At 64.5% G+C, this 20,672-nt stretch carries 20 protein-coding genes and 1 pseudogene; 10 read left to right on the top strand and 11 right to left on the bottom strand.

Going from position 1 to position 20,672, the window contains the following annotated elements:
* Positions 1–11: 11 nt before the first annotated feature.
* Positions 12–362: a hypothetical protein gene (locus tag AB3X94_RS03165; protein ID WP_176108408.1), complete on the bottom strand. Its 351-nt coding sequence runs from the start codon at positions 360–362 to the stop codon at positions 12–14.
* Positions 363–746: 384 nt separating this feature from the next.
* Here AB3X94_RS03165 and AB3X94_RS03160 point away from each other — a divergent pair, with 384 nt between their 5' ends.
* A complete protein-coding gene (locus tag AB3X94_RS03160) occupies positions 747–1,406 on the top strand; it encodes a response regulator (RefSeq protein ID WP_013089566.1) in 660 nt (219 codons plus the stop codon).
* A complete protein-coding gene (locus tag AB3X94_RS03155) occupies positions 1,403–2,806 on the top strand; it encodes an ATP-binding protein (RefSeq protein WP_368610746.1) in 1,404 nt (467 codons plus the stop codon). Before AB3X94_RS03160 ends, AB3X94_RS03155 begins: the two co-directional genes overlap by 4 nt.
* 60 nt (positions 2,807–2,866) lie before the next feature.
* On the opposite strand, the gene AB3X94_RS03150 is transcribed toward AB3X94_RS03155, so the two are convergent.
* From AB3X94_RS03150 to AB3X94_RS03125, 6 genes are all read right to left on the bottom strand, one after another.
* The gene (locus AB3X94_RS03150) at positions 2,867–3,928 is read right to left on the bottom strand and encodes a lysylphosphatidylglycerol synthase domain-containing protein (RefSeq protein WP_176108406.1); all 1,062 of its coding nucleotides are present in this window, start codon (positions 3,926–3,928) and stop codon (positions 2,867–2,869) included.
* Positions 3,925–4,104, bottom strand: a complete 180-nt coding sequence (locus AB3X94_RS03145; RefSeq protein WP_246392040.1) for a hypothetical protein — start codon at positions 4,102–4,104, stop codon at positions 3,925–3,927. Before AB3X94_RS03145 ends, AB3X94_RS03150 begins: the two co-directional genes overlap by 4 nt.
* Positions 4,105–4,130: 26 nt before the next feature.
* Positions 4,131–5,291, bottom strand: coding sequence for a bacteriohopanetetrol glucosamine biosynthesis glycosyltransferase HpnI (gene hpnI, locus AB3X94_RS03140; RefSeq protein WP_176108404.1), 1,161 nt, complete (start codon positions 5,289–5,291; stop codon positions 4,131–4,133).
* Entirely contained in the window at positions 5,288–6,709 is a 1,422-nt protein-coding gene (hpnJ, locus tag AB3X94_RS03135; protein ID WP_176108403.1) for a hopanoid biosynthesis associated radical SAM protein HpnJ, read from the bottom strand. The genes hpnI and hpnJ overlap by 4 nt, the downstream gene beginning before the upstream one ends.
* Before the next feature lie 380 nt (positions 6,710–7,089).
* On the bottom strand, positions 7,090–7,500 hold the full coding sequence (locus tag AB3X94_RS03130) for a hypothetical protein (RefSeq protein ID WP_176108402.1): 411 nt from the start codon (positions 7,498–7,500) through the stop codon (positions 7,090–7,092).
* Positions 7,501–7,536: 36 nt separating this feature from the next.
* Positions 7,537–7,740 carry a cold-shock protein gene (locus AB3X94_RS03125; RefSeq protein WP_007181784.1) on the bottom strand — a complete coding sequence of 68 codons (204 nt, stop codon included), beginning with the start codon at positions 7,738–7,740 and terminating at the stop codon, positions 7,537–7,539.
* A gap of 293 nt (positions 7,741–8,033) precedes the next feature.
* On the opposite strand from AB3X94_RS03125, the gene AB3X94_RS03120 reads away from it, so the two are divergent.
* Positions 8,034–9,479 (top strand): NAD-dependent succinate-semialdehyde dehydrogenase, encoded by a 1,446-nt coding sequence (locus AB3X94_RS03120; protein ID WP_176108401.1) that lies wholly within the window; start codon positions 8,034–8,036, stop codon positions 9,477–9,479.
* 134 nt (positions 9,480–9,613) lie between these two features.
* Positions 9,614–10,234 carry a GNAT family N-acetyltransferase gene (locus AB3X94_RS03115; RefSeq protein ID WP_368610745.1) on the top strand — a complete coding sequence of 207 codons (621 nt, stop codon included), beginning with the start codon at positions 9,614–9,616 and terminating at the stop codon, positions 10,232–10,234.
* Between the two features lie 53 nt (positions 10,235–10,287).
* Here AB3X94_RS03115 and kdgT read toward each other — a convergent pair whose 3' ends face one another.
* Positions 10,288–11,292 (bottom strand): 2-keto-3-deoxygluconate transporter, encoded by a 1,005-nt coding sequence (gene kdgT, locus AB3X94_RS03110; RefSeq protein WP_176384834.1) that lies wholly within the window; start codon positions 11,290–11,292, stop codon positions 10,288–10,290.
* Between the two features lie 306 nt (positions 11,293–11,598).
* Between kdgT and AB3X94_RS03105 the strand changes: the two are divergent.
* The 5 genes and pseudogenes from AB3X94_RS03105 to AB3X94_RS03085 all read left to right on the top strand — a co-directional run.
* Positions 11,599–11,720: pseudogene (locus AB3X94_RS03105) on the top strand (5-dehydro-4-deoxy-D-glucuronate isomerase); the annotation flags it as partial.
* 6 nt (positions 11,721–11,726) lie between these two features.
* Positions 11,727–12,497, top strand: coding sequence for a 2-dehydro-3-deoxy-D-gluconate 5-dehydrogenase KduD (kduD, locus tag AB3X94_RS03100; RefSeq protein WP_176108398.1), 771 nt, complete (start codon positions 11,727–11,729; stop codon positions 12,495–12,497).
* A gap of 150 nt (positions 12,498–12,647) precedes the next feature.
* The gene (gene kdgR / locus AB3X94_RS03095) at positions 12,648–13,499 is read left to right on the top strand and encodes a DNA-binding transcriptional regulator KdgR (protein WP_246392039.1); all 852 of its coding nucleotides are present in this window, start codon (positions 12,648–12,650) and stop codon (positions 13,497–13,499) included.
* A 650-nt stretch (positions 13,500–14,149) separates the two neighbouring features.
* Positions 14,150–14,536, top strand: a complete 387-nt coding sequence (locus tag AB3X94_RS03090) for a hypothetical protein (protein WP_368610744.1) — start codon at positions 14,150–14,152, stop codon at positions 14,534–14,536.
* 75 nt (positions 14,537–14,611) lie between these two features.
* The gene (locus AB3X94_RS03085; protein WP_026228520.1) at positions 14,612–14,860 is read left to right on the top strand and encodes a hypothetical protein; all 249 of its coding nucleotides are present in this window, start codon (positions 14,612–14,614) and stop codon (positions 14,858–14,860) included.
* 46 nt (positions 14,861–14,906) lie between these two features.
* Here AB3X94_RS03085 and AB3X94_RS03080 read toward each other — a convergent pair whose 3' ends face one another.
* On the bottom strand, positions 14,907–16,289 hold the full coding sequence (locus AB3X94_RS03080; protein ID WP_368610743.1) for an MFS transporter: 1,383 nt from the start codon (positions 16,287–16,289) through the stop codon (positions 14,907–14,909).
* A gap of 353 nt (positions 16,290–16,642) precedes the next feature.
* Between AB3X94_RS03080 and AB3X94_RS03075 the strand changes: the two genes are divergently transcribed.
* Positions 16,643–17,533 (top strand): helix-turn-helix domain-containing protein, encoded by an 891-nt coding sequence (locus tag AB3X94_RS03075; RefSeq protein ID WP_176384845.1) that lies wholly within the window; start codon positions 16,643–16,645, stop codon positions 17,531–17,533.
* Positions 17,534–17,568: 35 nt separating this feature from the next.
* Here the strand turns inward: AB3X94_RS03075 and AB3X94_RS03070 are convergent, their stop codons facing one another.
* Together AB3X94_RS03070 and ilvA are read right to left on the bottom strand one after the other, a co-directional pair.
* Positions 17,569–18,759, bottom strand: coding sequence for a 4-hydroxybenzoate 3-monooxygenase (locus tag AB3X94_RS03070; RefSeq protein WP_176108393.1), 1,191 nt, complete (start codon positions 18,757–18,759; stop codon positions 17,569–17,571).
* A 254-nt stretch (positions 18,760–19,013) separates the two neighbouring features.
* Positions 19,014–20,585 carry a threonine ammonia-lyase, biosynthetic gene (ilvA, locus tag AB3X94_RS03065; protein WP_368610742.1) on the bottom strand — a complete coding sequence of 524 codons (1,572 nt, stop codon included), beginning with the start codon at positions 20,583–20,585 and terminating at the stop codon, positions 19,014–19,016.
* Positions 20,586–20,672 lie beyond the last annotated feature (87 nt).

Below are 20,672 nucleotides of genomic sequence, written 5' to 3'. Positions count from 1 at the left end.
GTCCGTATCCGTCAGTGCTCGGCCAGCACGAACGGTTGCCCCGTTAGCCGGAGGTGAAGCACGACGAGCCACCGGCGTGGACAGTTCGCTGAGATCACGGCGGGCCATGCGCCGCGAGCAGCGCGAATCGCGTAGTCGCGCCGCACCGCGAGCTCGAAGGCGACCTCGGAGAATTCGCGCGCAATCACTACGCCGCCGATGATCAGCGCGAGCGCGAACAGCCTGAACGATGCTGAAGCGAAAAAAGCGTCAGAGACCGGCAGTACAGGCAGCGCGATGCACAGCAGCGCTTCGGTGCCTGCGGCGGTCAGAGACGCGACTAGCAAATGGGCTCGTAGCATGTCGATGGTGACTCGCTTCATAACGTGCCTCGTGCGGGGCCTTGCAGCCTGACCGGATGCTGGCATTGGGCGGGACTCGTCGATACCGTCCATTGACGCTATCGACCAGCATAAAGAATGCCTCGCGCGTCACTCCATCGAAGTCCTTACGATCAGGTTGCGATGGCCTGACGACAACCTGGTCTCGCACATGCATCACGATCTGCGACGACCATTTTATAGCGCGTCGATGGTATCGATTCAAGCTGAAGGAAACCTTAAGCATCCGCATGGCATAAAGCGGCTAACGAACGGCGTGGTTACACTTCGAAACACCGGCGGATTGTTCGTATAGACGCATCAATGCCGCTTGCATAAAAATGCAGGACGTTATGCAATAAATCCCCACATTGGAACATTTGCCTCATGCGCTTACTCCTCGTAGAAGACGACGAGCTCATCGGCTGCGGTGTCGAAGCGGGCCTCCGCCAGGCCGGCTTCACGGTCGACTGGGCACGCGACGGCCACAAGGCCAGCCTCGCGCTCGACACGACTCAATATGCATTGGTGGTACTCGACCTCGGCCTGCCACGCGTGAGCGGCACGGAGCTGCTCAAACGCATGCGCGACGCCGGCAATGACGTGCCGGTGCTGGTGTTGACCGCGAAAGGCACGGTCGTCGATCGCGTCGGCGGTCTCGAAGCGGGCGCCGACGACTATCTCGGCAAGCCGTTCGATCTCACCGAGCTGGTCGCGCGGTGCCGCGCGCTGTTGCGCCGCGCACAAGGTCGCAGTATCGATCTGATTCGTTACCAGAATCTGACAGTGAATCCGGCCGCGCAAACAGTGCAGATCGACGAGGCGCGCGTGCCGCTTACATCGCGCGAATGGGCGATTCTGCTGCAACTGCTGACCAATCTCGGCATTCCGCAGTCGCGCTCGCGGCTCGAGGAAAGCCTGTACGGCTGGCAGGAAGAAATCGAAAGCAATGCGATCGAGGTGCATGTGTCGAACCTGCGCAAGAAGCTCGGCGCAAATCTAATCAAGACCGTGCGCAACATCGGCTATGTGATGGAGAAAGAATGATCGGTCCGTCGATCCGGCGGCGCCTCGTGCTGCTGGTGCTGGCGAGCATCGCGCTCGTCTGGGGCGGCGCGCTCGCGTCGAGCTACCGGCAGGCGACGCGCGAAGTCGGCCTATGGGAGCAAGCCCGCCTCGCCGAACTCGCGCAGATGCTCGCGCTGCTCGATTCGGCCAATCTGATGACGCTCGCGAATGCGCGCATCGACCTGCGCGAAGAAGAGCGAAACGGCGAAGCCGGCGCGAACAACTACGATGACGACGACACCCTGCCGCGCGATGCGCTTTTCCAGGTGCGCTCGGCCGACGGCGTCGTGCTGGCAGGTAGCCCGCAACTGCACGCGCTGGCCGCGTGGGATTTGCCGTTGCCGCCCGCGAGCGGCGCGCAAGACGTGATGCTGGTCGGCGAGCTCTATCACTCGTTCACGTTGCGCGATACCGTGCTCGGCCACAGCGTGCGCGTGTTCGAGCCGGCCAATACCCGCAGCGACCTGGTGAGCGAAATCGCGAGGCGCATCGCACGGCCCACGCTGATCGCGCTGCCGGTGCTCGCGGTGCTCGTGTGGTTCAGCATCGGCTGGAGCCTCGCGCCGCTGAAGGTGCTATCGGCCGCGCTCAGTTCTCGCGACATCAACCGCATGGAACCGGTCGGCATCGGCCGCACGCCGCTCGAGGTGCGCCCGCTCGTCGATGCGATCAACCAGATGCTCGCGCGTCTGCAGCATGCGCTCGAACTCGAACGCGCCTTCACCGCCGATGCCGCGCACGAACTGAAGACGCCGCTCGCCGCGATCAAGGTGCAGGCGCAGGTTGCGCTCGCGGAGCCCGACATCGGGCTGCAGCGGCTCGCGATGGAGCGCGTCGTGCAAGGCGTCGATCGCAGCGCCCGGCTCGCCGAGCAGTTGCTGCTGCTCGCGCGGCTCGACGTGCAGGAGAAGCTGCCCACCGAGCCGGTGAAGCCGGCCGCGATCGCGAGAGATACGCTGCTCGCGAACCGGCGTAATGCGCAGCAAAAGCACATCAACGTGATGCTGGTCGGCGACATGCTCGCCGAGATCGATGCGGAGCCGGTGCTGATCGGCATCCTGCTCGACAATCTGCTCGACAACGCGATCAAGTATGGACGTACGGGGGGCAATATCGAAGTCGCGGTGCGCCATGCCGACGAGCACGTGCAGCTGAGCGTGCGGGACGACGGTCCCGGCGTCGAGCCAGACGATCTCGCGCGCCTCACGAACCGCTTTTTCCGCGCGACCGGCAATCAGGCGACCGGCAGCGGGCTGGGGTTGTCGATCGTTGCGCGGATCGCCGAGCATTTCGGCGCGAGTCTGCAGCTAGGCGCGGGAATCGGGGGCCGGGGGCTGGCGGTGCAGGTGTCGTTTCCGGCCTATCGCGCGCCGCGCTGACGGCGCGCGGCATGCGCGTCGAAGACGCGAGCGGGAAGCGGGAAACCGCGCGCCGATCGCTCAGCGCCGCTCGCCGCCGCGGTTCACGTCAGCGACGCCCGAACGCTGTTTGGCCAGCCCGGCGCCCACCCCGTGTGGCGCGGCATGCGGCCGCGCGCTGCCGGACGCCTCGAACAACTGCCACGCGATCAGGCCCGGCACGAACATCAGCAGGTCGCGAATGCGCCGCGCGGCCGCGAGCGCAAGACAGGTGGCGGGATCGAGCCCGAGTGCGCCGCCAATCAGTACGAAGGCGCCCTCCTGCACGCCGAGACCGCCCGGCACGAAGAACGCGGCGCTGCTGACCGCCTGGATCAGCGATTCGATCACGATCGCCTCGACGAGCGTCACGCGCGCGCCGAGGAAATACAGCGCGAGCCAGATTTCCAGCGAGGTCAGCACGCATTGCAGCGGCTGCCAGAAAAACAGATAGCGCAGCACGACCGCGCGGCGTCGCCAGATCACCTTGATCGATTGATCGATCTGCGCGGACTGGCCGACCAGCGCGGTCAGCTTGCCGCTCGTCATATTGTTTGCCACGCGCGTGATGCGCTCGAACGGATTCGCATGCTGCACGAGCCCGAACAGCAATAGCAGCGGCGTCAACGCGACCACGCCCCACGCGAGCTGCCCGGCGAGCCGCAGCGCGCCCGATTGCGCGTTGGCGAACAGAAAGCCGATGCCGACCATCGTGAACATCAGCTGACTGATCAAGGTCAGTTGCATATCGACGATGGTGCTGGCGACCGCTGTCGATGGCCGGACGCCCCAGCGCTTGAACATGCGGAACGCCACGAGTTCGCCGCCGATCCGCGCGACCGGCAGCATGGAGTTGACCGATTCGCGCACCCATACCAGATGCATCATCCTGCCGAAGCTTGGGCGATTCGCGCCGCGAATCAGCGAGCGCCAGTCGCAGGCGTTGGCGACCATTGGCAGCACGTGCGCCAACGCGGCCAGCACGAGGCCCGCGCCGGCCGCGCGCAACGCGCTGAGCACCGCGCGCGGATCTTCGCGCCAGACCAGCCACAAAGAGATCAGCAAACCCGCGAGCGCGGCCGCGCGGCCCAGATGCTTCATCATGCGGGCACCTCGCACGCGACCTCGATGGGCGCGATGCGCCGCACGCCGCGTGCCGCGGTATGTGATGCCGTATGGGTTGCCGAGTGCGCCGCCGCCTGTGCCGCCTGGGCCGCCAGGCCGCTGCCGTGCGTCTCGAGTGCGGTGCTGTGTCGCCCGCTCGATCCTTCTTCGCTCATTGCCCGCCCAATCTGCCGTTCGTTCGTCATTCGTCCTGTGCCGCCGACAGCAGCCCGTCGCCGTCGACCTTGAAGCTGAAGCCCCGCCAGATCACCCGCGAGGAGCGGAAGCTCGCGACGAAAATCGCAAACGATACGATATCCCATAACGGCAGTAGCCACAGATCGCGGCAGCGCTGACGCAACGCCCGATCCGCGCGCCACTTCAACGCGACACGCGCGAGCACCGTCACTGCCGCGAGCAGCCACGCCCACGGCGCGCCGCCCGAGCACGCGAGCGCGAGCAGCGCGAACGGCAACGGATGCACGAGCGCGGTACCGAAGTGTCCGAGCGGATCGATGCGGCGGATCGTGCGGCTCCAGCGCAGTTCGTGCGTCACCAGTTGCGCGGCGCTCGCTTCGACACAGGCATGCGCGATCGCGAACGGCGGAATCGTGACCTGCTCGCCCGCCGCGCGCACCGCCGCGCCGATTTCGTAGTCTTCGGCCAGGTGCCGCACGAACGGCTTGAAGCCGCCGATCCGCTCGTAGGTGTCGCGCCGCATCGCGATGGTCTGACCGAAGCACGGGCGTGCGAGCCCGAGCGCGAGTCCGGTGACGACGCCCGGCAGGAACTGGTAGTTGGTGGCGATCGCCGACAGCCGCGGCCAGAAACCCGGATCGGGCTGGCCGCGATACGCGCAGGTGACGAGCCCGACGCCCGGCTTCTGCAATTCGCCGATCACGTTGCGCAGATAGTCGGGGCCGACGCACACGTCGCTGTCGGCGAACACGAGCACGTCGTGGCGCGCCTGCGGCAGCATGTTGAGGATGTTGCTGATCTTGCGGTTCGGGCCGTACAGGCGCGCATCGGCGACCACGGCGATGTCCGCGCGCGGATGCAGGCGCCGCAGTTCGTCGACGGTTTGCAGCGCGGGGTCGGCCGAGTCGTGCACGCCGAACAGGAATTGCACGGGCCCCGGATAATCCTGGGCGCAGAAGCTCGACAGATTATCGAGCAGCGCCCACTCGTTGCCGTGCAACGGTTTGATCACCGTAATGGGTGGAAAGCTGGAGGGAACGGCCACCGCCCTCGCGAAGAAGCGCCCGATCAGCGCGCTTGCGAGCACGGTGTAGCCGATGCCGACAACAGTCGCCGCCGCGCACGCGTACGCGAGCGTGACGGCGGCGATGTGTACGGCGCTCACGCCTCGTGCGCGCGCAGGAAGCGGAAAAATTCGACGCCTTCGCGCAGGCGCCGTTTCATCATGTCCCAGCTCGTCAGCATTTCGCGCAGGATCTCCCAGATCTTCGACGGCCGGAAATAAAAGCGTTTATAGAAGTTCTCGAGCTGGTGGTACATCTCGTCGCGCGACAGATGTGGATAGCCGATCGCCGCGAGTTGCACGCCCTGCTTGCTGACGAGATTGATCACCTTGTTCTCCGCGAGCCAGCCGCTCTCGACCGCCTGGTGATAGAGCCGGGTGCCCGGATACGGCGCGGCGAGCGACACCTGGATGGTCAGCGGATTGATCTCTTTCGCGTACTCGATGGTCTTCTGGATCGTTTCCTGGGTCTCGCCGGGCAAGCCGATAATGAAGGTGCCGTGCACCTTGATGCCGAGCGTGCGGCAGTCCTGCGCGAAGCGCCGCGCGATGTCCGTGCGCAGGCCCTTCTTGACGTTCAGCAGGATCTGGTCGTCGCCGGACTCGTAGCCGACCAGCAGCAGGCGCAGGCCGTTTTCCTTCATGATCTTCAGCGTCGAGTAAGGCACGTTGGCCTTCGCGTTGCACGACCACGTGACGCCCAGCTTGCCCATGCCGCGCGCAATTTCTTCGGCGCGCGGCTTGAAGTCGGTGAACGTGTCGTCGTCGAACATGATCTCCTTGACTTCGGGCATGTTGTCGCGAATCCACTTCACTTCCTCGAGCACGTTCTCGACTGAACGCACCCGATAGCGATGGCCGCCGACCGTTTGCGGCCACAGACAGAACGTGCACTTCGAGCGGCAGCCGCGGCCGGTGTACAGCGACACGTACGGATGCTTCAGGTAGCCGTTGAAGTAGTTCTTGATGGTCAGATCACGCTTGTAGATCGGCGCGACGAACGGCAGCTCGTCCATGTTCTCGAGAATCGGGCGCGCTTCGTTGTGTTCGATCGAGCCGTCGGGGGCGCGATAGCTCAGGCCCAGGATCTGCGAGAACGGCTTGCCCTCGGAGATTTCCTTGCAGGTGTAGTCGAATTCCTCGCGGCAAACGAAGTCGATGGCCTCGGTCGCGATCAGCGAATTATGCGGATCGACCGCGACCTTCGCACCGACCATGCCGATCAGCAGCGACGGCTTGCGCTTCTTGAGGTCCTGGGCGAACAGTGCGTCGGTCGGGAAGGATGGCGTGCTGGTGTGAATCACCACCAGCTCGTATTGCGAAGCGATGTCGAGCGCGGCTTCAACGGACAGGCCGTCTGCCGTTGCGTCGAGCACGCGGCTGTCGGGAACGAGTGCGGCGGGTTGTGCGAGCCACGTCGGATACCAGAACGAGCGAACTTCACGCTTGGCCTGATAGCGCGAACCCGCGCCACCATCGAAGCCGTCGTACGACGGCGCCTGCAAGAACAGAGTTTTCATGGATGCTCCAGCAAGCCTTTATAGGCGCTTTCAGTTTTCAGTCAGGAATCTATCTGTTCCATTGCCCGAATGCAGGTCGTGAAAGCCTGTGCTCGAGCCGCACGTAGCGGCGGCCGCGGTCCTGAAAGGCCACGGGCAGTGGCGCAAATAGTACGGAGCAAAGCTGAAGGAAACCTGAAGAATAATACTGCGTTCAGACCGTCCGCGGCATGCTCCGATGGGTCGATTTGTGCGATCGACGCGCTCGTGTAGCCGTGTCGCATCGATGTCGTATCGGTGTGGTACATGCATAGGTTGTCGCGTGGTTTGCGGGCTAGCCCCATTGGCGCCTCCGATGCACATCACATTCACGGGCGCGAACGCGCGGCCCGACGCGTCGCTTATTGCGCAAGATGCCTTGCCCATTCGAGCCAGCCGAGATTGAGGGCCGCGTTTACCACTACGCCCGTCGCCGACGCGAGCGCGGCGATCATGGTCCAGAAGGCCGAGCGCCGAGCCGCGCGCGCCGATGTGTGCGCGGCGGCCGCCGCGTCGCGCGACGCGCTCGCCGCCGCCTGCGCGATATGCGACGACGCCTCCATGCGCGCGAGCGACCTCAGCGCGAAACCGCGCTCGTCGTCGTGCGTGGCCGCGGCCGCGTCGTGCTCCGCTTCATCGCGCTGCGCCTGTTCGAACAGATAGCGATGACAGAACGGTGTAAGCGGTTCGTCGGGATAGCGCGCGGCGAAGGTCTTCGCATAAGCGGCGCCGCCATTGCGCTCGATCTCCGCGTAGGCGGCGTCCTTATCCATCGTTACCTCGCATGCGGATGAACCGCCATGCCGACGTCACACGGGCTTGATATCGGCCGCCTGCTTGCCTTTCGGCCCCTGCTTGATTTCGAAGCTGACTTTCTGGTTTTCCTGCAACGACTTGAAACCTTCGGATCGAATCTCCGAAAAATGCGCGAACAGATCTTCGCCGCCGTCATCGGGGGTAATGAAGCCGAAGCCCTTCGCGTCGTTGAACCATTTCACTGTTCCGGTTGGCATGGCGATGTCCTCGTGATGCGCTGTAGTAGCGGTTGAATGGATGAAGCGCTGCGTCTCGCAGGCGTTTCGTGCGGCGCGGACGCGGCACCTCGGCGTGACCCGCAAAGTCGCTCCGGTGCCAAGTCTCAGCAAACCGCATGCCACGAGCGGAGGCCCGCGGTCCGCGTCCGGTGCGATTGCCCGCAATCAGATAAGATAATTGATATCGGCAATTCATTCATGGCCGCGTAGGTGTGTCGCCTCGTGCCGCACAACCACGCGGCCTGTTGTTTTCCCTCTCACAGGAACCCAGCATGGCCATCTCGAGCTATACCGATACCCGTCTTCTGATCAACGGCGAATGGTGTGACGCCGCCAGCGGCAAGACCCTCGACGTGATCAACCCCGCGACCGGCCAGGCCATCGGCAAGGTCGCGCATGCCGGCATCCCCGATCTGGACCGCGCGCTCGAAGCCGCGCAGCGCGGCTTCGAAGCCTGGCGCAAGGTGCCGGCCAACGAGCGCGCCACCATCATGCGCAAGGCTGCGGCTCTCGTGCGCGAGCGCGCCGCCGACATCGGCCGCCTGATGACGCAGGAACAGGGCAAGCCGTTCGCCGAGGCGCGCGTCGAAGTGCTGGCGGCCGCGGACATCATCGAATGGTTCGCGGACGAAGGCCGCCGCGTGTATGGCCGCATCGTGCCGTCGCGCAACCTCGCCGCGCAGTCACAAGTGCTGAAGGAGCCGATCGGACCGGTCGCCGCGTTCACGCCGTGGAACTTCCCGGTCAACCAGGTCGTGCGCAAACTGTCGGCGTCGCTCGCCTGCGGCTGCTCGTTCCTCGTGAAGGCGCCGGAAGAAACCCCGGCGTCGCCGGCGGCCCTGCTGCAGGCATTCGTCGAAGCCGGCGTGCCGGCCGGCACGGTCGGCCTCGTGTTCGGCGATCCGGCCGAAATCTCGAGCTACCTGATCCCGCATCCGGTGATCCGCAAGGTTACGTTCACCGGCTCGACGCCGGTCGGCAAGCAGCTCGCGGCGCTGGCCGGTTCGCACATGAAGCGCGCGACGATGGAACTCGGCGGCCATGCCCCGGTGATCGTCGCGGAAGACGCCGACGTCGCGCTCGCGGTTAAGGCAGCCGGCGCCGCGAAGTTCCGCAACGCGGGCCAGGTCTGCATTTCGCCGACGCGCTTCCTCGTGCACAACAGCATCCGGGAAGAGTTCGCCGCGGCGCTCGTCAAGCACGCTGAAAGCCTGAAGCTCGGCGACGGTCTCGCCGAGGGCACGACGCTCGGACCGCTCGCCAACGCGCGCCGTCTGAGCGCGATGGCCAAGGTCGTCGACGACGCCCGCAAGACCGGCGCGAAGGTCGCGACGGGCGGCGAGCGCGTGGGTACCGAAGGCAACTTCTTCGCGGCCACCGTGCTGACCGACGTGCCGCTCGAAGCCGACGTGTTCAACAACGAGCCATTCGGCCCGGTCGCCGCGATCCGCGGCTTCGACAAGCTCGAAGAAGCGATCGCCGAAGCGAACCGTCTGCCGTACGGCCTCGCCGGTTACGCGTATACGAAGTCGTTCGCCAACGTGCATCTGCTGTCGCAGCGCATGGAAGTCGGCATGCTGTGGATCAACCAGCCCGCCACGCCGACGCCGGAAATGCCGTTCGGCGGCGTCAAGGATTCCGGCTACGGCTCGGAAGGCGGCCCGGAGGCGATGGAAGCCTACCTCGTCACCAAGGCTGTCACGGTAATGTCGGTTTAATCACCTGATTTAATCACCTTGATCGCGCGCTTCGGTAACGGCGCCGCGGGTTTGCCGCTCGCGTCGTTCCCGAGCACGGATCAACCGGTCTGCCAGGTCCACGAGTGTTCCGCTCGCGGACCTTTTTCATTGCCATGAACGATATCTCCGCCGAATCGATGCAACCCACGCTGAGCGGCTCGTTCGTCGAGTTGCGGCCGCTGCGCGAAGACCACGCGCAGGCGCTCGTCGACGCCGCCGCCGATGGGCAATTGTGGGACATGAAGCTGACCGTCGTGCCGGGCCCGGCGACGATCGATGCCTATATCGCCAGGGCGCTCGCCGGCCGCGCTGCGGCCAAGGTGATGCCGTTCGTGATCGTGCGGCGTGACGAGGAAGACCGGAATGACGGCGCCGGCCGCATCGTCGGCAGCACGCGGTTCTGGAAGATCGATCGCGCGAACCGTAAGCTCGAAATCGGCCATACGTGGCTCGCCGCCTCGGCGCAGCGCTCGGTCGTCAACACCGAGGCGAAGTATCTGCTGCTGTGCCACGCATTCGACGTGATGCGCTGCGTGCGCGTGCAATTCACGACCGACGAGCTCAACGACAGATCGCGCGCGGCGATCCTGCGCATAGGCGCGAAACAGGAAGGCATCGTGCGGCACGAGCGGATCATGCCCGATGGGCGCAAGCGCAACTCGGTGCGCTTCAGCATTATCGACGACGAATGGCCCGCGGTGAAAGCGATGCTCGAAACGAAGCTGGCGCGCTGAGCGGCGCGCCAGCTTCCTGCCCTCTACTGACTCATTCAAACAAGTGCATCGCGCTACTCATTGAGCGGCGCGGCCTGCGTCACCGTGGCGAACTCCTCGCGCAGCGTGCCGCGCGGATGATGCCGGCGCACCCACAGCGCCGTGAGGATCGGCACCAGAATCGCGGTCACGAGGCAAGCGGTGGCGACCATCGCGGTGGCGGCCGGCACCAGCGGTTTGAAGCTCGGAATCATGTCGGCGATGATCGCCGGATTCGCGACCGCCGCCCCCGCCGTCGACGACGCCGCGAGCCCCGCCGCGCCATTGCCGCCGGCGATCCAGCGATCAGCCAGAATCAGCGGCACGCCGGTCACGACGATCACGCCGAGCCCCAGCACGATGCCCGGCAAACCGCTAGTGACGATCACGTTCAGATCGATGCCGTTGCCGAGCGCAAAGCCGAAAAACGGAATCAGCGGATGCACGCAGCGGCCGAACAGCTCGCGCAGCTCGCTATCGAAGTTGCCCAGTGCAAAGCCGATCAGAAACGGCAGCACCGCGCCGACGAACAGCCGCGGCTCGAAGAACGCCACACCCGTGGCACCCAGAATGATCATGCTGATCAGCGGCCCCGATTCGACCGACATCAGCACGAACGCGCCCGCCTCTTCCTTCGTGCCGTACTGTTGCATGACGGCCGCGTAAAGACCGCCATTGGTCATGTCCATCGAGGTCGTGATTGCGAGCAACGACAGCCCCGCGAAGAGCCCGGTCTTGATGCCGTCGATCGGAATGAAGCGCGCCGCGATCAGCGTGACGATCCATGCGACCAGCATCTTGGTGGCGAGCAGCGTGCCCGACTTGCGCAGCACGGTGCCGGTCGCGCGCAGGTCGATCGTTGCGCCCATGCAGAAGAACCATACCGCTAGAATCGGCACGGTGCCGGTAATCAGGCCGTTGGTGAACGAGCCGAAATATTTGCCCGCGCCGGGCGCGAACGTATGCACACAGGCGCCGAGCAGTAGCGGCACCAACATCAGGCCGCCTGGAATGCGGTCGATGGCCTTCTTGATCTTCATGTCTCCTCCATGGACGGTGACGCCCCGTTATCGGATCAATGACCCGTGTTGGTGTCCCGGTCTGCGCTGGGCTCTCCCTATCGGGCGCAATATAGCATCATGAAAGGAACGTCGTTCCGCTTTATTTCTTAAACCTGACTATCGTTTACCCGGTCAGTCTCAGTAGCCCATTCCAGCCGCGATCGCTCGCCGAAAAACTTTCGGACCGATGTTCCGAAATTGCGATTCTGCGTTACAGTCTCGGCACAAGGCGGCACCGCGCCCCGCATACCGACAGGAGAACGATCAATGGATGTGAGACAGGCCGAGCCGCACGAAACCCGGCATATCGTCGTGCGCAACGAGCAGGCGGTGATCTCGCCGGGCTGGCCGGTGAGAACCAGGTGTTCGGCGACATGGACCATCTCGCGGTTCGCGAGCTGCGCTGAGCGAACATGAGCCCGACCACAATGAATACTTTCGATCTGAGCGGCAAGGTCGCCATCGTGACTGGCAGCAACACCGGCCTCGGCGCCGGCATGGCGGTCGCGCTCGCCGCGGCCGGCTGCGACATCGTCGGCGTCAGCCGCGCGGACGCGGGCACGACCGCCGCGCGCGTCGAGACGCTCGGACGTCGCTTCGCCGACGTGCGCGCCGATCTCGCGTCGACCTCATCGGTCGACGACATCGTGCGCGCCGCGGTCGAAGCATTTGGCCGCCTCGACGTGCTGGTCAACAACGCGGGCATCATCCGCCGCGAAGATGCGCTCGAGTTCGGCGAAGACGACTGGGACGCGGTGATGGACGTGAACCTGAAGAGCCTGTTCTTTCTGTCGCAGGCGGCAGCGCGTCAGTTCGTGCGGCAGCAAGGCGGCGGCAAGATCATCAACGTCGCGTCGATGCTGTCGTTCCAGGGCGGTATTCGCGTCGCGTCGTACACCGCGTCGAAAAGCGGCGTGCTCGGTCTCACCCGACTGCTCGCCAACGAATGGGCCGCGCGGGGCATCAACGTGAACGCGATCGCGCCCGGCTATATGGCGACCGCGAACACCGCCGCGTTGCGCGACGACGCGCAGCGCCAGCAGGAAATTCTCGGGCGCATTCCGGCCGGCCGCTGGGGCGTACCCGACGATCTCGCGGGGCCGGTGGTTTTTCTCGCCTCGTCGGCGTCGGACTACGTGCATGGGCATACACTGGCGGTGGATGGCGGCTGGCTCGCGCGCTAGGTTCGACACAAGCTCGCCACCAGCGCGCGCGACGCGCTATGCTCTCGCGCCGGGCGAGCATCGGCTCGATGCGACAGCGGCGCGGCTTGGCACAGACAGGGAATGATGGACATGGCGGCAACGGGAACAGACAGGAACACGGCGAGAAACATGGCGAGAAGCACTGCGCGCGACAAAGCGCTCGATAAGGCGCTGGATGCGGACAGCGGTGAGCGAGGCGAATCGGCGTCGTCGATCGGGCGCGTGTTCGCGATTCTCGGCGCGATCGGCGACACCGGGCGGATCGGCATCAGCGAGCTGTCGCAACGGCTCGGCATGTCGAAGACGACCGTGCATCGCGTGATTCAAACACTGAAGGCGCTCGGCTACGTGACTCAGGAAGTCGAAACCGAGCGCTATCGGCTGACGATCCGCCTGTTCGAGCTCGGCGCGAAAGCGCTCGAAAGCGTCGATCTGGTGCGCGAGGCCGACGTCGACATGCGCCGCATCGGCCAGATGACGCGCGAAGCGGTACACCTCGGCGCATTCGACGAGGACGCGATCATCTACATCCACAAGATCGATGCCGACTACGGGCTGCGCATGCAGTCGCGAATCGGCCGGCGCAATCCGCTGCATAGCACGGCGATCGGCAAGGTGCTGCTCGCATGGATGGACCCGGCCGATGCGCGTGACGTGCTCTCGCACATCGAATTCCGCAAGTCGACGCAGAAAACCTTGACCTGCGCCGAAGCGGTGCTGAGCATCCTGCCGCACGTACGCGAGCAGGGCTACGGCGAGGACAACGAGGAGCAGGAAGAAGGCCTGCAATGTATCGCGGTGCCGGTGTTCGACCGCTTCGGCCGCGTGATCGCCGGTCTGTCGATTTCGTTTCCGACGATGCGCTGTGGCGCCGACACGAAGCAGCATTACGTCGCGCTGCTCAAAGAAGCCGGTCTCGCGATTTCGGCGCGGCTCGGCTATCGCGAAGCGACCGCCCAGGAGCCCGCGGCCGCGCAGTAAGACAGCCAGATGACGCTACAGGTGTGGCGTCATTTCATCGTGCTCGCACGAACGCATGGCGAGCCCGATGACCAGTCTGCAACCGAATGTATCTGCGCGGCATAGATAAGGCGAAATTCCATTCGCTTCTTTTTTCACCCATCGATGCGCCGAACCTTCGCTCCGCATCCATGCATCGCCGGCGCTTGAATGCGGTTTTTTTCATAGCCTCTTCAAGGGTTTGCCCGCACGCCTGACTATCGCCCGGCATTTCGACATCTCACCCCCGGCGCTTTCCCTCTCCGTTCATCGCACTCGCGTGAACGTATCGATGTGACCTCCAATCGACACGTCCTGTTACACACAAACACATCGGTAATCGCGCCGCTCAGTAGAGTTCGGTTCAAACGAAAGCGGTTTAGATGAAACGCTTCGCACGACAGGCACTCGCATCACAGATTTCAGGGAGCAACATCATGAAAAAAATTCTCGCATTGGTCATTCTTGCCGCCACGCTCGGCGGCGCGTTGAGCGGCTGCATCGTCGTCCCTGGCGGCGATCATCCGCATCACGACCACTACTACGAACGCTATTGATCGGGCCATCACGCGCAGTAGGTGCGCGTCCGGCTCGCCACTCCATCAGAGACATCCACACAACAGAGAACAATCATGAGTCTTTCACGCAACCGCTGGATATCGTTGAGCGTCGTCGCGGGTCTCGCGATCGGCGCATCGACGGCCGCTTTCGCGCACGTCGATGTCGGCGTGAATATCGGTGTGCCGGGCATCGCGGTCGCGCCCGCCGTGGTCGAGGCTCCGCCGCCCCCGCCGGTCTATGTGCAGCCCGCGCCCGTGTATGCGCCTCCGCCGCCGCCCGCGGTCGTGATCGCGCCGGGCTGGTACGGCGATCGTTACTACGATGGTCGTCGCTATTGGGAGCGTCGCGAGTGGGAACGTCACCACGACGAATGGCGCGATGCACGCGGCCCGCATCGCGACTGGCACGACAACGACTGGCACGACAACGGCTGGCACGGTCACGGGCATGACCATTGATGGAAGCCAGGTGGCGTTAATCGCGCCACCATGCCGCGCTTGCATTCGCGCCACCCCTTTGACAGGAGCGACGACGTGCTACGCAATGATCCGAGACGAGTAAGCGCGCAGGTCGACGGTGCGCACATCTGCGCCGAATACAGCGAGCTGACCGGCCAGCTGTGCCTGCGCCAGGACGGCACGCTGGTGCGCGAATGGTTTCCACCGCATTCGTGGATAGCGATCGCGTCGGTGGCCGGCGCGCGCCACTGGGGCACGCGGCCGACCGACGACGAATTGCTCGCGCTGCTGCACAACGAAATGGCGTTGCTGCGCGCGACCTGAGCGGTCGCGCATTGTTCGAGCGTAGCGGCACGCCCGACGCCGGACTTCACTCCATCGCTATCGCGCCGATGTTGTCATCGACCGATGCGTGATCGAGCGGCTCGCGCCGCATCATCAGCACCACCCCGCCCGCCGCGATCACGGCCGGCACCGCGAGCAGGCTAAACACCGCGCCGAACTGCCAGCCGAGCCCCATCAACGCCGCGCCGACGAACGCGCCCGCCACGCCGCCGACCCGGCCGATTCCCAGCATCCACGCCACGCCCGTCGCGCGCGCCCGGGTCGGGTAGAAACTTGCCGCGAGCGCCGACATCGACGTCACCGCGCTGGTCGCGACCGTGCCGGTCAGGAAGATCAGCGTGCCGAGCCAGACCTGATGGCCGACGCCCCGCCCGACCAGCAGCACGAGCGCACCGACGAGCACATAGGTGAACGCGATCACGCGATGGCCGGCGAAGCGATCCATCACCCAGCCGACGCACAGATTGCCGAGGATGCCGCCGAGCGGAAACAGCGACGTCATCAACGCCGCCTTTTCGCCGGAGAAGCCGGTGTCCTTGAACAGCGTCGGCAGCCAGTTGGTCAGCAGGTAGTAAATCAGCAGCCCCATGAAATAGGCGAGCCACAGCATCAGCGTGCCGAAACGGTAGCGCGCCGACAGGATGATCGCGAGCGCCCACTGCGAGCGCGAGTCGGCGCTATTGCGGCGCACGTCGACCGCGAAGAAGCGGCATCCGTCGAAGCGGTCGTGAGGCGCGATGCGTTGCAGGATTCGCGCGATCCGTTGATCGGCCCGCTTGCGCACCGCGAGGAATTGCGCCGATTCCGGCAGCAGCAAAATCAGCAGCACGCTCAGCACGATCGGGCCGATGCCGCCCGCGACCAGCACGCTCGGCCAGCCGAGATTCGGAATCAGCCATGCGGACGCGAAGCCACCGAGCGCGAGCCCGCCCGAAAAACCGCAGAACATCGCATTGACCGCGACCGCGCGAATCCGCGCGGGCGCGTACTCGGACATCAGCGTGACCGCATTGGGCATCGCCGCGCCGAGACCGAGGCCGGTGAAAAAGCGCAGCACGGTCAATGATTCGATCGACGTCGCGCGGGACGCCGCGAGACTCCACAGCCCGAAGAAGAACACCGACAGCACCAGCACCGTCTTGCGTCCGATGCGGTCCGCGAACGGGCCGGCCGCGAGCGCGCCGATGCCGAGTCCGACCAGCGCCGCGCTCATCACCGGGCCGAGCGCGCTGCGCGCGATGCCCCACTGCTGCACGAGCGACGGCGCGATAAAGCCGACCGCGGCGGTGTCGAAACCATCGGCCGCGACGACCAGAAAACACAGCACCAGAATCGTCCACTGAAACGGCGAGAAACGCTGTCCGTCGATGAAGGCCTGCACATCTACACTGCGTTCGGAGCGGCTCATGTGCGTGCTCCTTTCTGCTTGGTCATTGCTATGTCTCCTTGAGATGAAGAGATATTTTCTTGTTGTTCGAATTGCATGGTCGCCTGCCGCGCCGTAGGCGTGCGAGCTGCCATCGACGCTTAGGACCGGGCCCGTGATATGGCTGGCCGCGTCCGACATGAGAAAGCCGTTCGCATTGGCGATTGCTTCGCGATGCGCGAGGCGTTCCATCCGCGTGCACTTCTCTGGGTCATGCCGCGCGGACGGCATTCGGCCGCGTCTTCGATGGAAAAAAGTATAGCCACGCGCTTCGGGACGAAATTGGACAAAGGCAGCGCATCGCAGGACAATTCGAACATAGGAGACCAAACTGCATGAGAAATATCCCTAACTACGATCTGTACGGAGAGTCCGCGCGGCCGCCGTGGTACGACGCGTTCAATTTCGAATGGATAGTCGAGCGCAGTCGGCCGAACGACTGGCATATCTCCGCGCACCGGCACGATGCGTTGCTGCAGATTCTCTATATCCGCAGCGGTTCGGGCTACGTGCTGATCGAGAGCGAAAAGCTCACGATCGAAGCGCCATGCCTGATCCTGCTTCCGGCGCAAACGGTGCATGGTTTCGTGTTTTCGCCGGAGATCGACGGGCTCGTGATTACCGCCGCACAGCGCGCGTTGGAGACGATTTCGAAAGCGGTGTCGCCGGGCCTCATGCCGGTGCTGCAACGGCCCGCGCTGATTCCCGTGCGGCCCGCCATCGGCGAGCGCACGTTGATGCCGTTGTTCGGTTTGCTGGAGCAGGAATTTCGGGGCAGCGCGCGCGGCCATATCGCCGCGGGCATGTCGCTGATGATTGCACTTTTTGTGCAGGTCGCGCGTCTGACCGATGCCGCGTTAAGCGCGGGTGCGACCGTCAATGACCGGCGCGCCGCGCAGATCAAACGGCTGCGCGAACTGATCGCCGCGCACGTGCGCGAGCATCTGCCAATCGATTTTTACGCGGGAAAGTTGGGGGTGACCGCGGCGCAACTGGGCCGCATCTGTCGTGAGGAGCTTGGCCATTCGCCGCTGTCGCTCGTCAACGACCAGTTGATACGCGAGGCGCAACGCGACCTGGTTTACTCGGGTTCGAGTATCAAACAGATCGCGCATGCGCTCGGATTCGAAGACGCGGCCTATTTCAGCCGCTATTTCCGCAAGCAGACCGGTGTCACGCCCAAGGAGTTTCAGGCGGCCGCGCATCGGGATCTGTCGATCAATTAGCGATCCCGACGATCGCGCGGTGCTTGCAGTGGCATTTACAGATTCGCCTGCATTTGCGCGCCGGCGGCGCCTACGTAGTTCTCCGCCAGTACCGTCGCGGCCGTGCGCGACGTCGTCACGTACTCGAGCTCGGCAACCTGCAACTGCTGCTCGAACGCCGAAGCGCCTTCGATACGGTGCAGCATGCTGGTCATCCAGTACGAGAAGTGCTCGGCGCGCCAGATGCGCTTGAGCGCGGTTTCGCTATAACGGTCGAGCAGATCAGTGCGGTTTTCCTTGTAGAACGCGTCGAGCGCCTTGCTGAGCACGTTCACGTCGGCGACCGCGAGGTTCAGGCCCTTCGCGCCGGTCGGCGGCACAATATGCGCGGCGTCGCCAGCGAGGAACAGGCGGCCGTACTGCATCGTCGTCGACACGAAGCTGCGCATACCGACGATATTCTTCTGGAAGATCTTGCCGTCGATGAGCTTATGGCCCTCGTCCGAATCGGCGCGCGCATGCAGTTCCGCCCAGATGCGATCGTCGGACCAATTGTCGACCGAGTCCTTCGGATCGCACTGGAAATACATGCGCTGCACGTTCGGCGAGCGCGTGCTGATCAGCGCGAAGCCGCGCTCGTGGCGTGCGTAGATCAGTTCGTCCGACGACGGCGGGCCTTCGCACAGAATGCCGAACCAGCCAAACGGATAGACGCGCTCGAAATCCTTGCGCAGCGCCTGCGGAATAGCCTGGCGCGACACGCCTTGCGAGCCGTCGCAGCCGATCACGAAGTCGCATTGCAGTTCGTGCTCCGCGCCTTCGTGGCGATAGCGGATCGACGGCTTATCGGTATCGATGCCGTGCACCGACGTATCCGACACGCCGAAACGCAGTTCGGCGCCCGCGGCGACACGCGCCGCGACGAGATCCTTGATCACTTCATGCTGGGCATAAACCGTGATCGCCTGACCGGTGAGATCGGTCAGATCGATGCGGCGGCGCTTACCGTCGAACGCGAGTTCGAAACCGTGATGCAGCGCGCCTTCGGCTTTCATGCGTTCGCCGACGCCGGTTTGCGTAAGCAGGTCCATCGTGCCCTGCTCGAGCACGCCGGCGCGGATCGTCGATTCGATCTGATCGCGGGTGCGCGTTTCGAGCACGACCGAGTCGATACCGCGCAGATGAAGCAGATGGGAAAGAAACAGGCCGGCAGGCCCTGCACCGATGATGCCAACTTGGGTGCGCATAGATGTCTCCTGAATGCGGTGATGAAATTTGCGCTCAGTGTGACGATCGTGACACCTATCCCGCAACGCGATATGGCGGATAGGCCGTATCGCGCTGCGCGATAGAAGGTGTGAGGCAGGAGCCCCTGCAGTGTCGCTGTATCGGCCGTAAACGCAAGAGTGGCGGGGCTTTCCGGCGATTTGGACGACACCCGGCTCGTTCTGCCGGCGTGGCGTCCACTCAGGTAAACCCCGATCCGCTAAACGAGCTTCGACTAGCCGAGAAACAGTCGGTAGACAGGATTTTTCGTTTCTTCCCAGCACGGATAGCCGAGCGTTTCGATGAAGCGCTCGAATGCCGCGTGGTCGCTTTCGGGCACCTGAATGCCGACCAGAATCGAACTGTAGTCCGCGCCCTGGTTGCGATAGTGGAACAGGCTGATGTTCCAGTTCGGCGCCATCGACGACAGGAATTTCATCAGCGCGCCCGGACGCTCGGGAAACTCGAAGCGGAACAGTCGCTCGTCGCGCGCGAGCGGCGAGCGGCCGCCGACCATGTAGCGGATGTGCTGCTTCGACAGTTCGTCGAAGGTCAGATCGACGGTCGCGAAGCCGTGCGCTTCGAAGGCGCCGGCGATCTGCGCCGGTTCGCTGCGGTTGCGGATCTGCACGCCGACGAAGATATGCGCCGAGTTCGCGTCGGCGATCCGGTAGTTGAATTCGGTGACGCTGCGCGTGCCGACCAGCTCGCAGAAGCGCCTGAAGCTGCCGCGCTCTTCGGGGATCGTCACCGCGAAAACCGCTTCGCGGGCTTCGCCCACTTCGGCGCGTTCGGCGACGAAGCGCATGCGGTCGAAGTTCATGTTCGCGCCCGACGTGATCGCGATCAGCGTCTGGTTCTCGATGCCTTCCCGTTCGGCGTACTGCTTCGCGCCCGCCACCGCGAGCGAGCCCGCCGGTTCGAGCACGCTGCGCGTGTCCTGGAACACGTCCTTGATCGCGGCGCACAGCGCATCGGTGTTCACGAGCAGCACTTCGTCGAGATATTCGCTGCACAGGCGGAAGGTTTCCTCGCCGACGAGCTTCACCGCGGTGCCGTCGGAGAACAGGCCCACTTCGTTCAGCGTCACGCGCTCGCCCGCCTTCAGCGACGCGGCCATCGCGCACGAATCATCGGTCTGCACGCCGATCACCTTGATCTCCGGGCGCACCGATTTCACGTATGCGGCGACACCGGCCGCGAGACCGCCGCCGCCGATCGGCACGAACATCGCGTGAATCGGCCCCTGATGCTGGCTGAGGATTTCCATCGCCACCGTGCCCTGGCCGGCGATCACGTACGGATCATCGAACGGATGCACGAAGGTCAGGCCGCGCTCCTCCTGCAGCTTGACCGCGTGACCGTAGGCATCGCTATACGATTCGCCGAACTGCACGACCTCGACGGTCGGCCCGCCATGCGTGCGGATCGCGTCGACCTTGAGCTGCGGGGTCGTCACCGGCACGACGATGATCGCCTTCACGCCCATGCGTGCGGCCGACAACGCCACGCCCTGCGCATGATTGCCCGCCGACGCGGTGATCACGCCGCGACTGAGCGCTTCGGCCGGAATATGCGCCATCTTGTTGTACGCGCCGCGCAGCTTGAACGAGAACACCGGCTGGTTGTCCTCGCGCTTCAGATAAACCGGATTGCGCAGCCGTGCCGACAGGTTCGGCGCGCGTTCGAGCTCGGTCTCGCGCGCCACGTCGTAGACGCGCGCGGTCAGGGTCTTTTTCAGGTAGTCGTGAGACGGCGCGACGCGCCCGGCCGCTGCGGCGGCCTGTTCGAGTTCGGTTAACAGCACGGCAAGCTCCTGGGTGGCAACGTTCGATGCAACAACGAATCAACCGCGATCGACATCCATCGATGGCAATCGCAGCATGTTCGCCAG

The sequence above is a fragment of the Paraburkholderia sp. BR10923 genome, assembly GCF_040948765.1.
GTDB classification, from domain to species: Bacteria; Pseudomonadota; Gammaproteobacteria; order Burkholderiales; family Burkholderiaceae; genus Paraburkholderia; species Paraburkholderia youngii.
The sequence above is the reverse complement of the archived record's forward strand: the minus strand, read 5'-3'. Positions and strand labels throughout refer to the sequence as shown.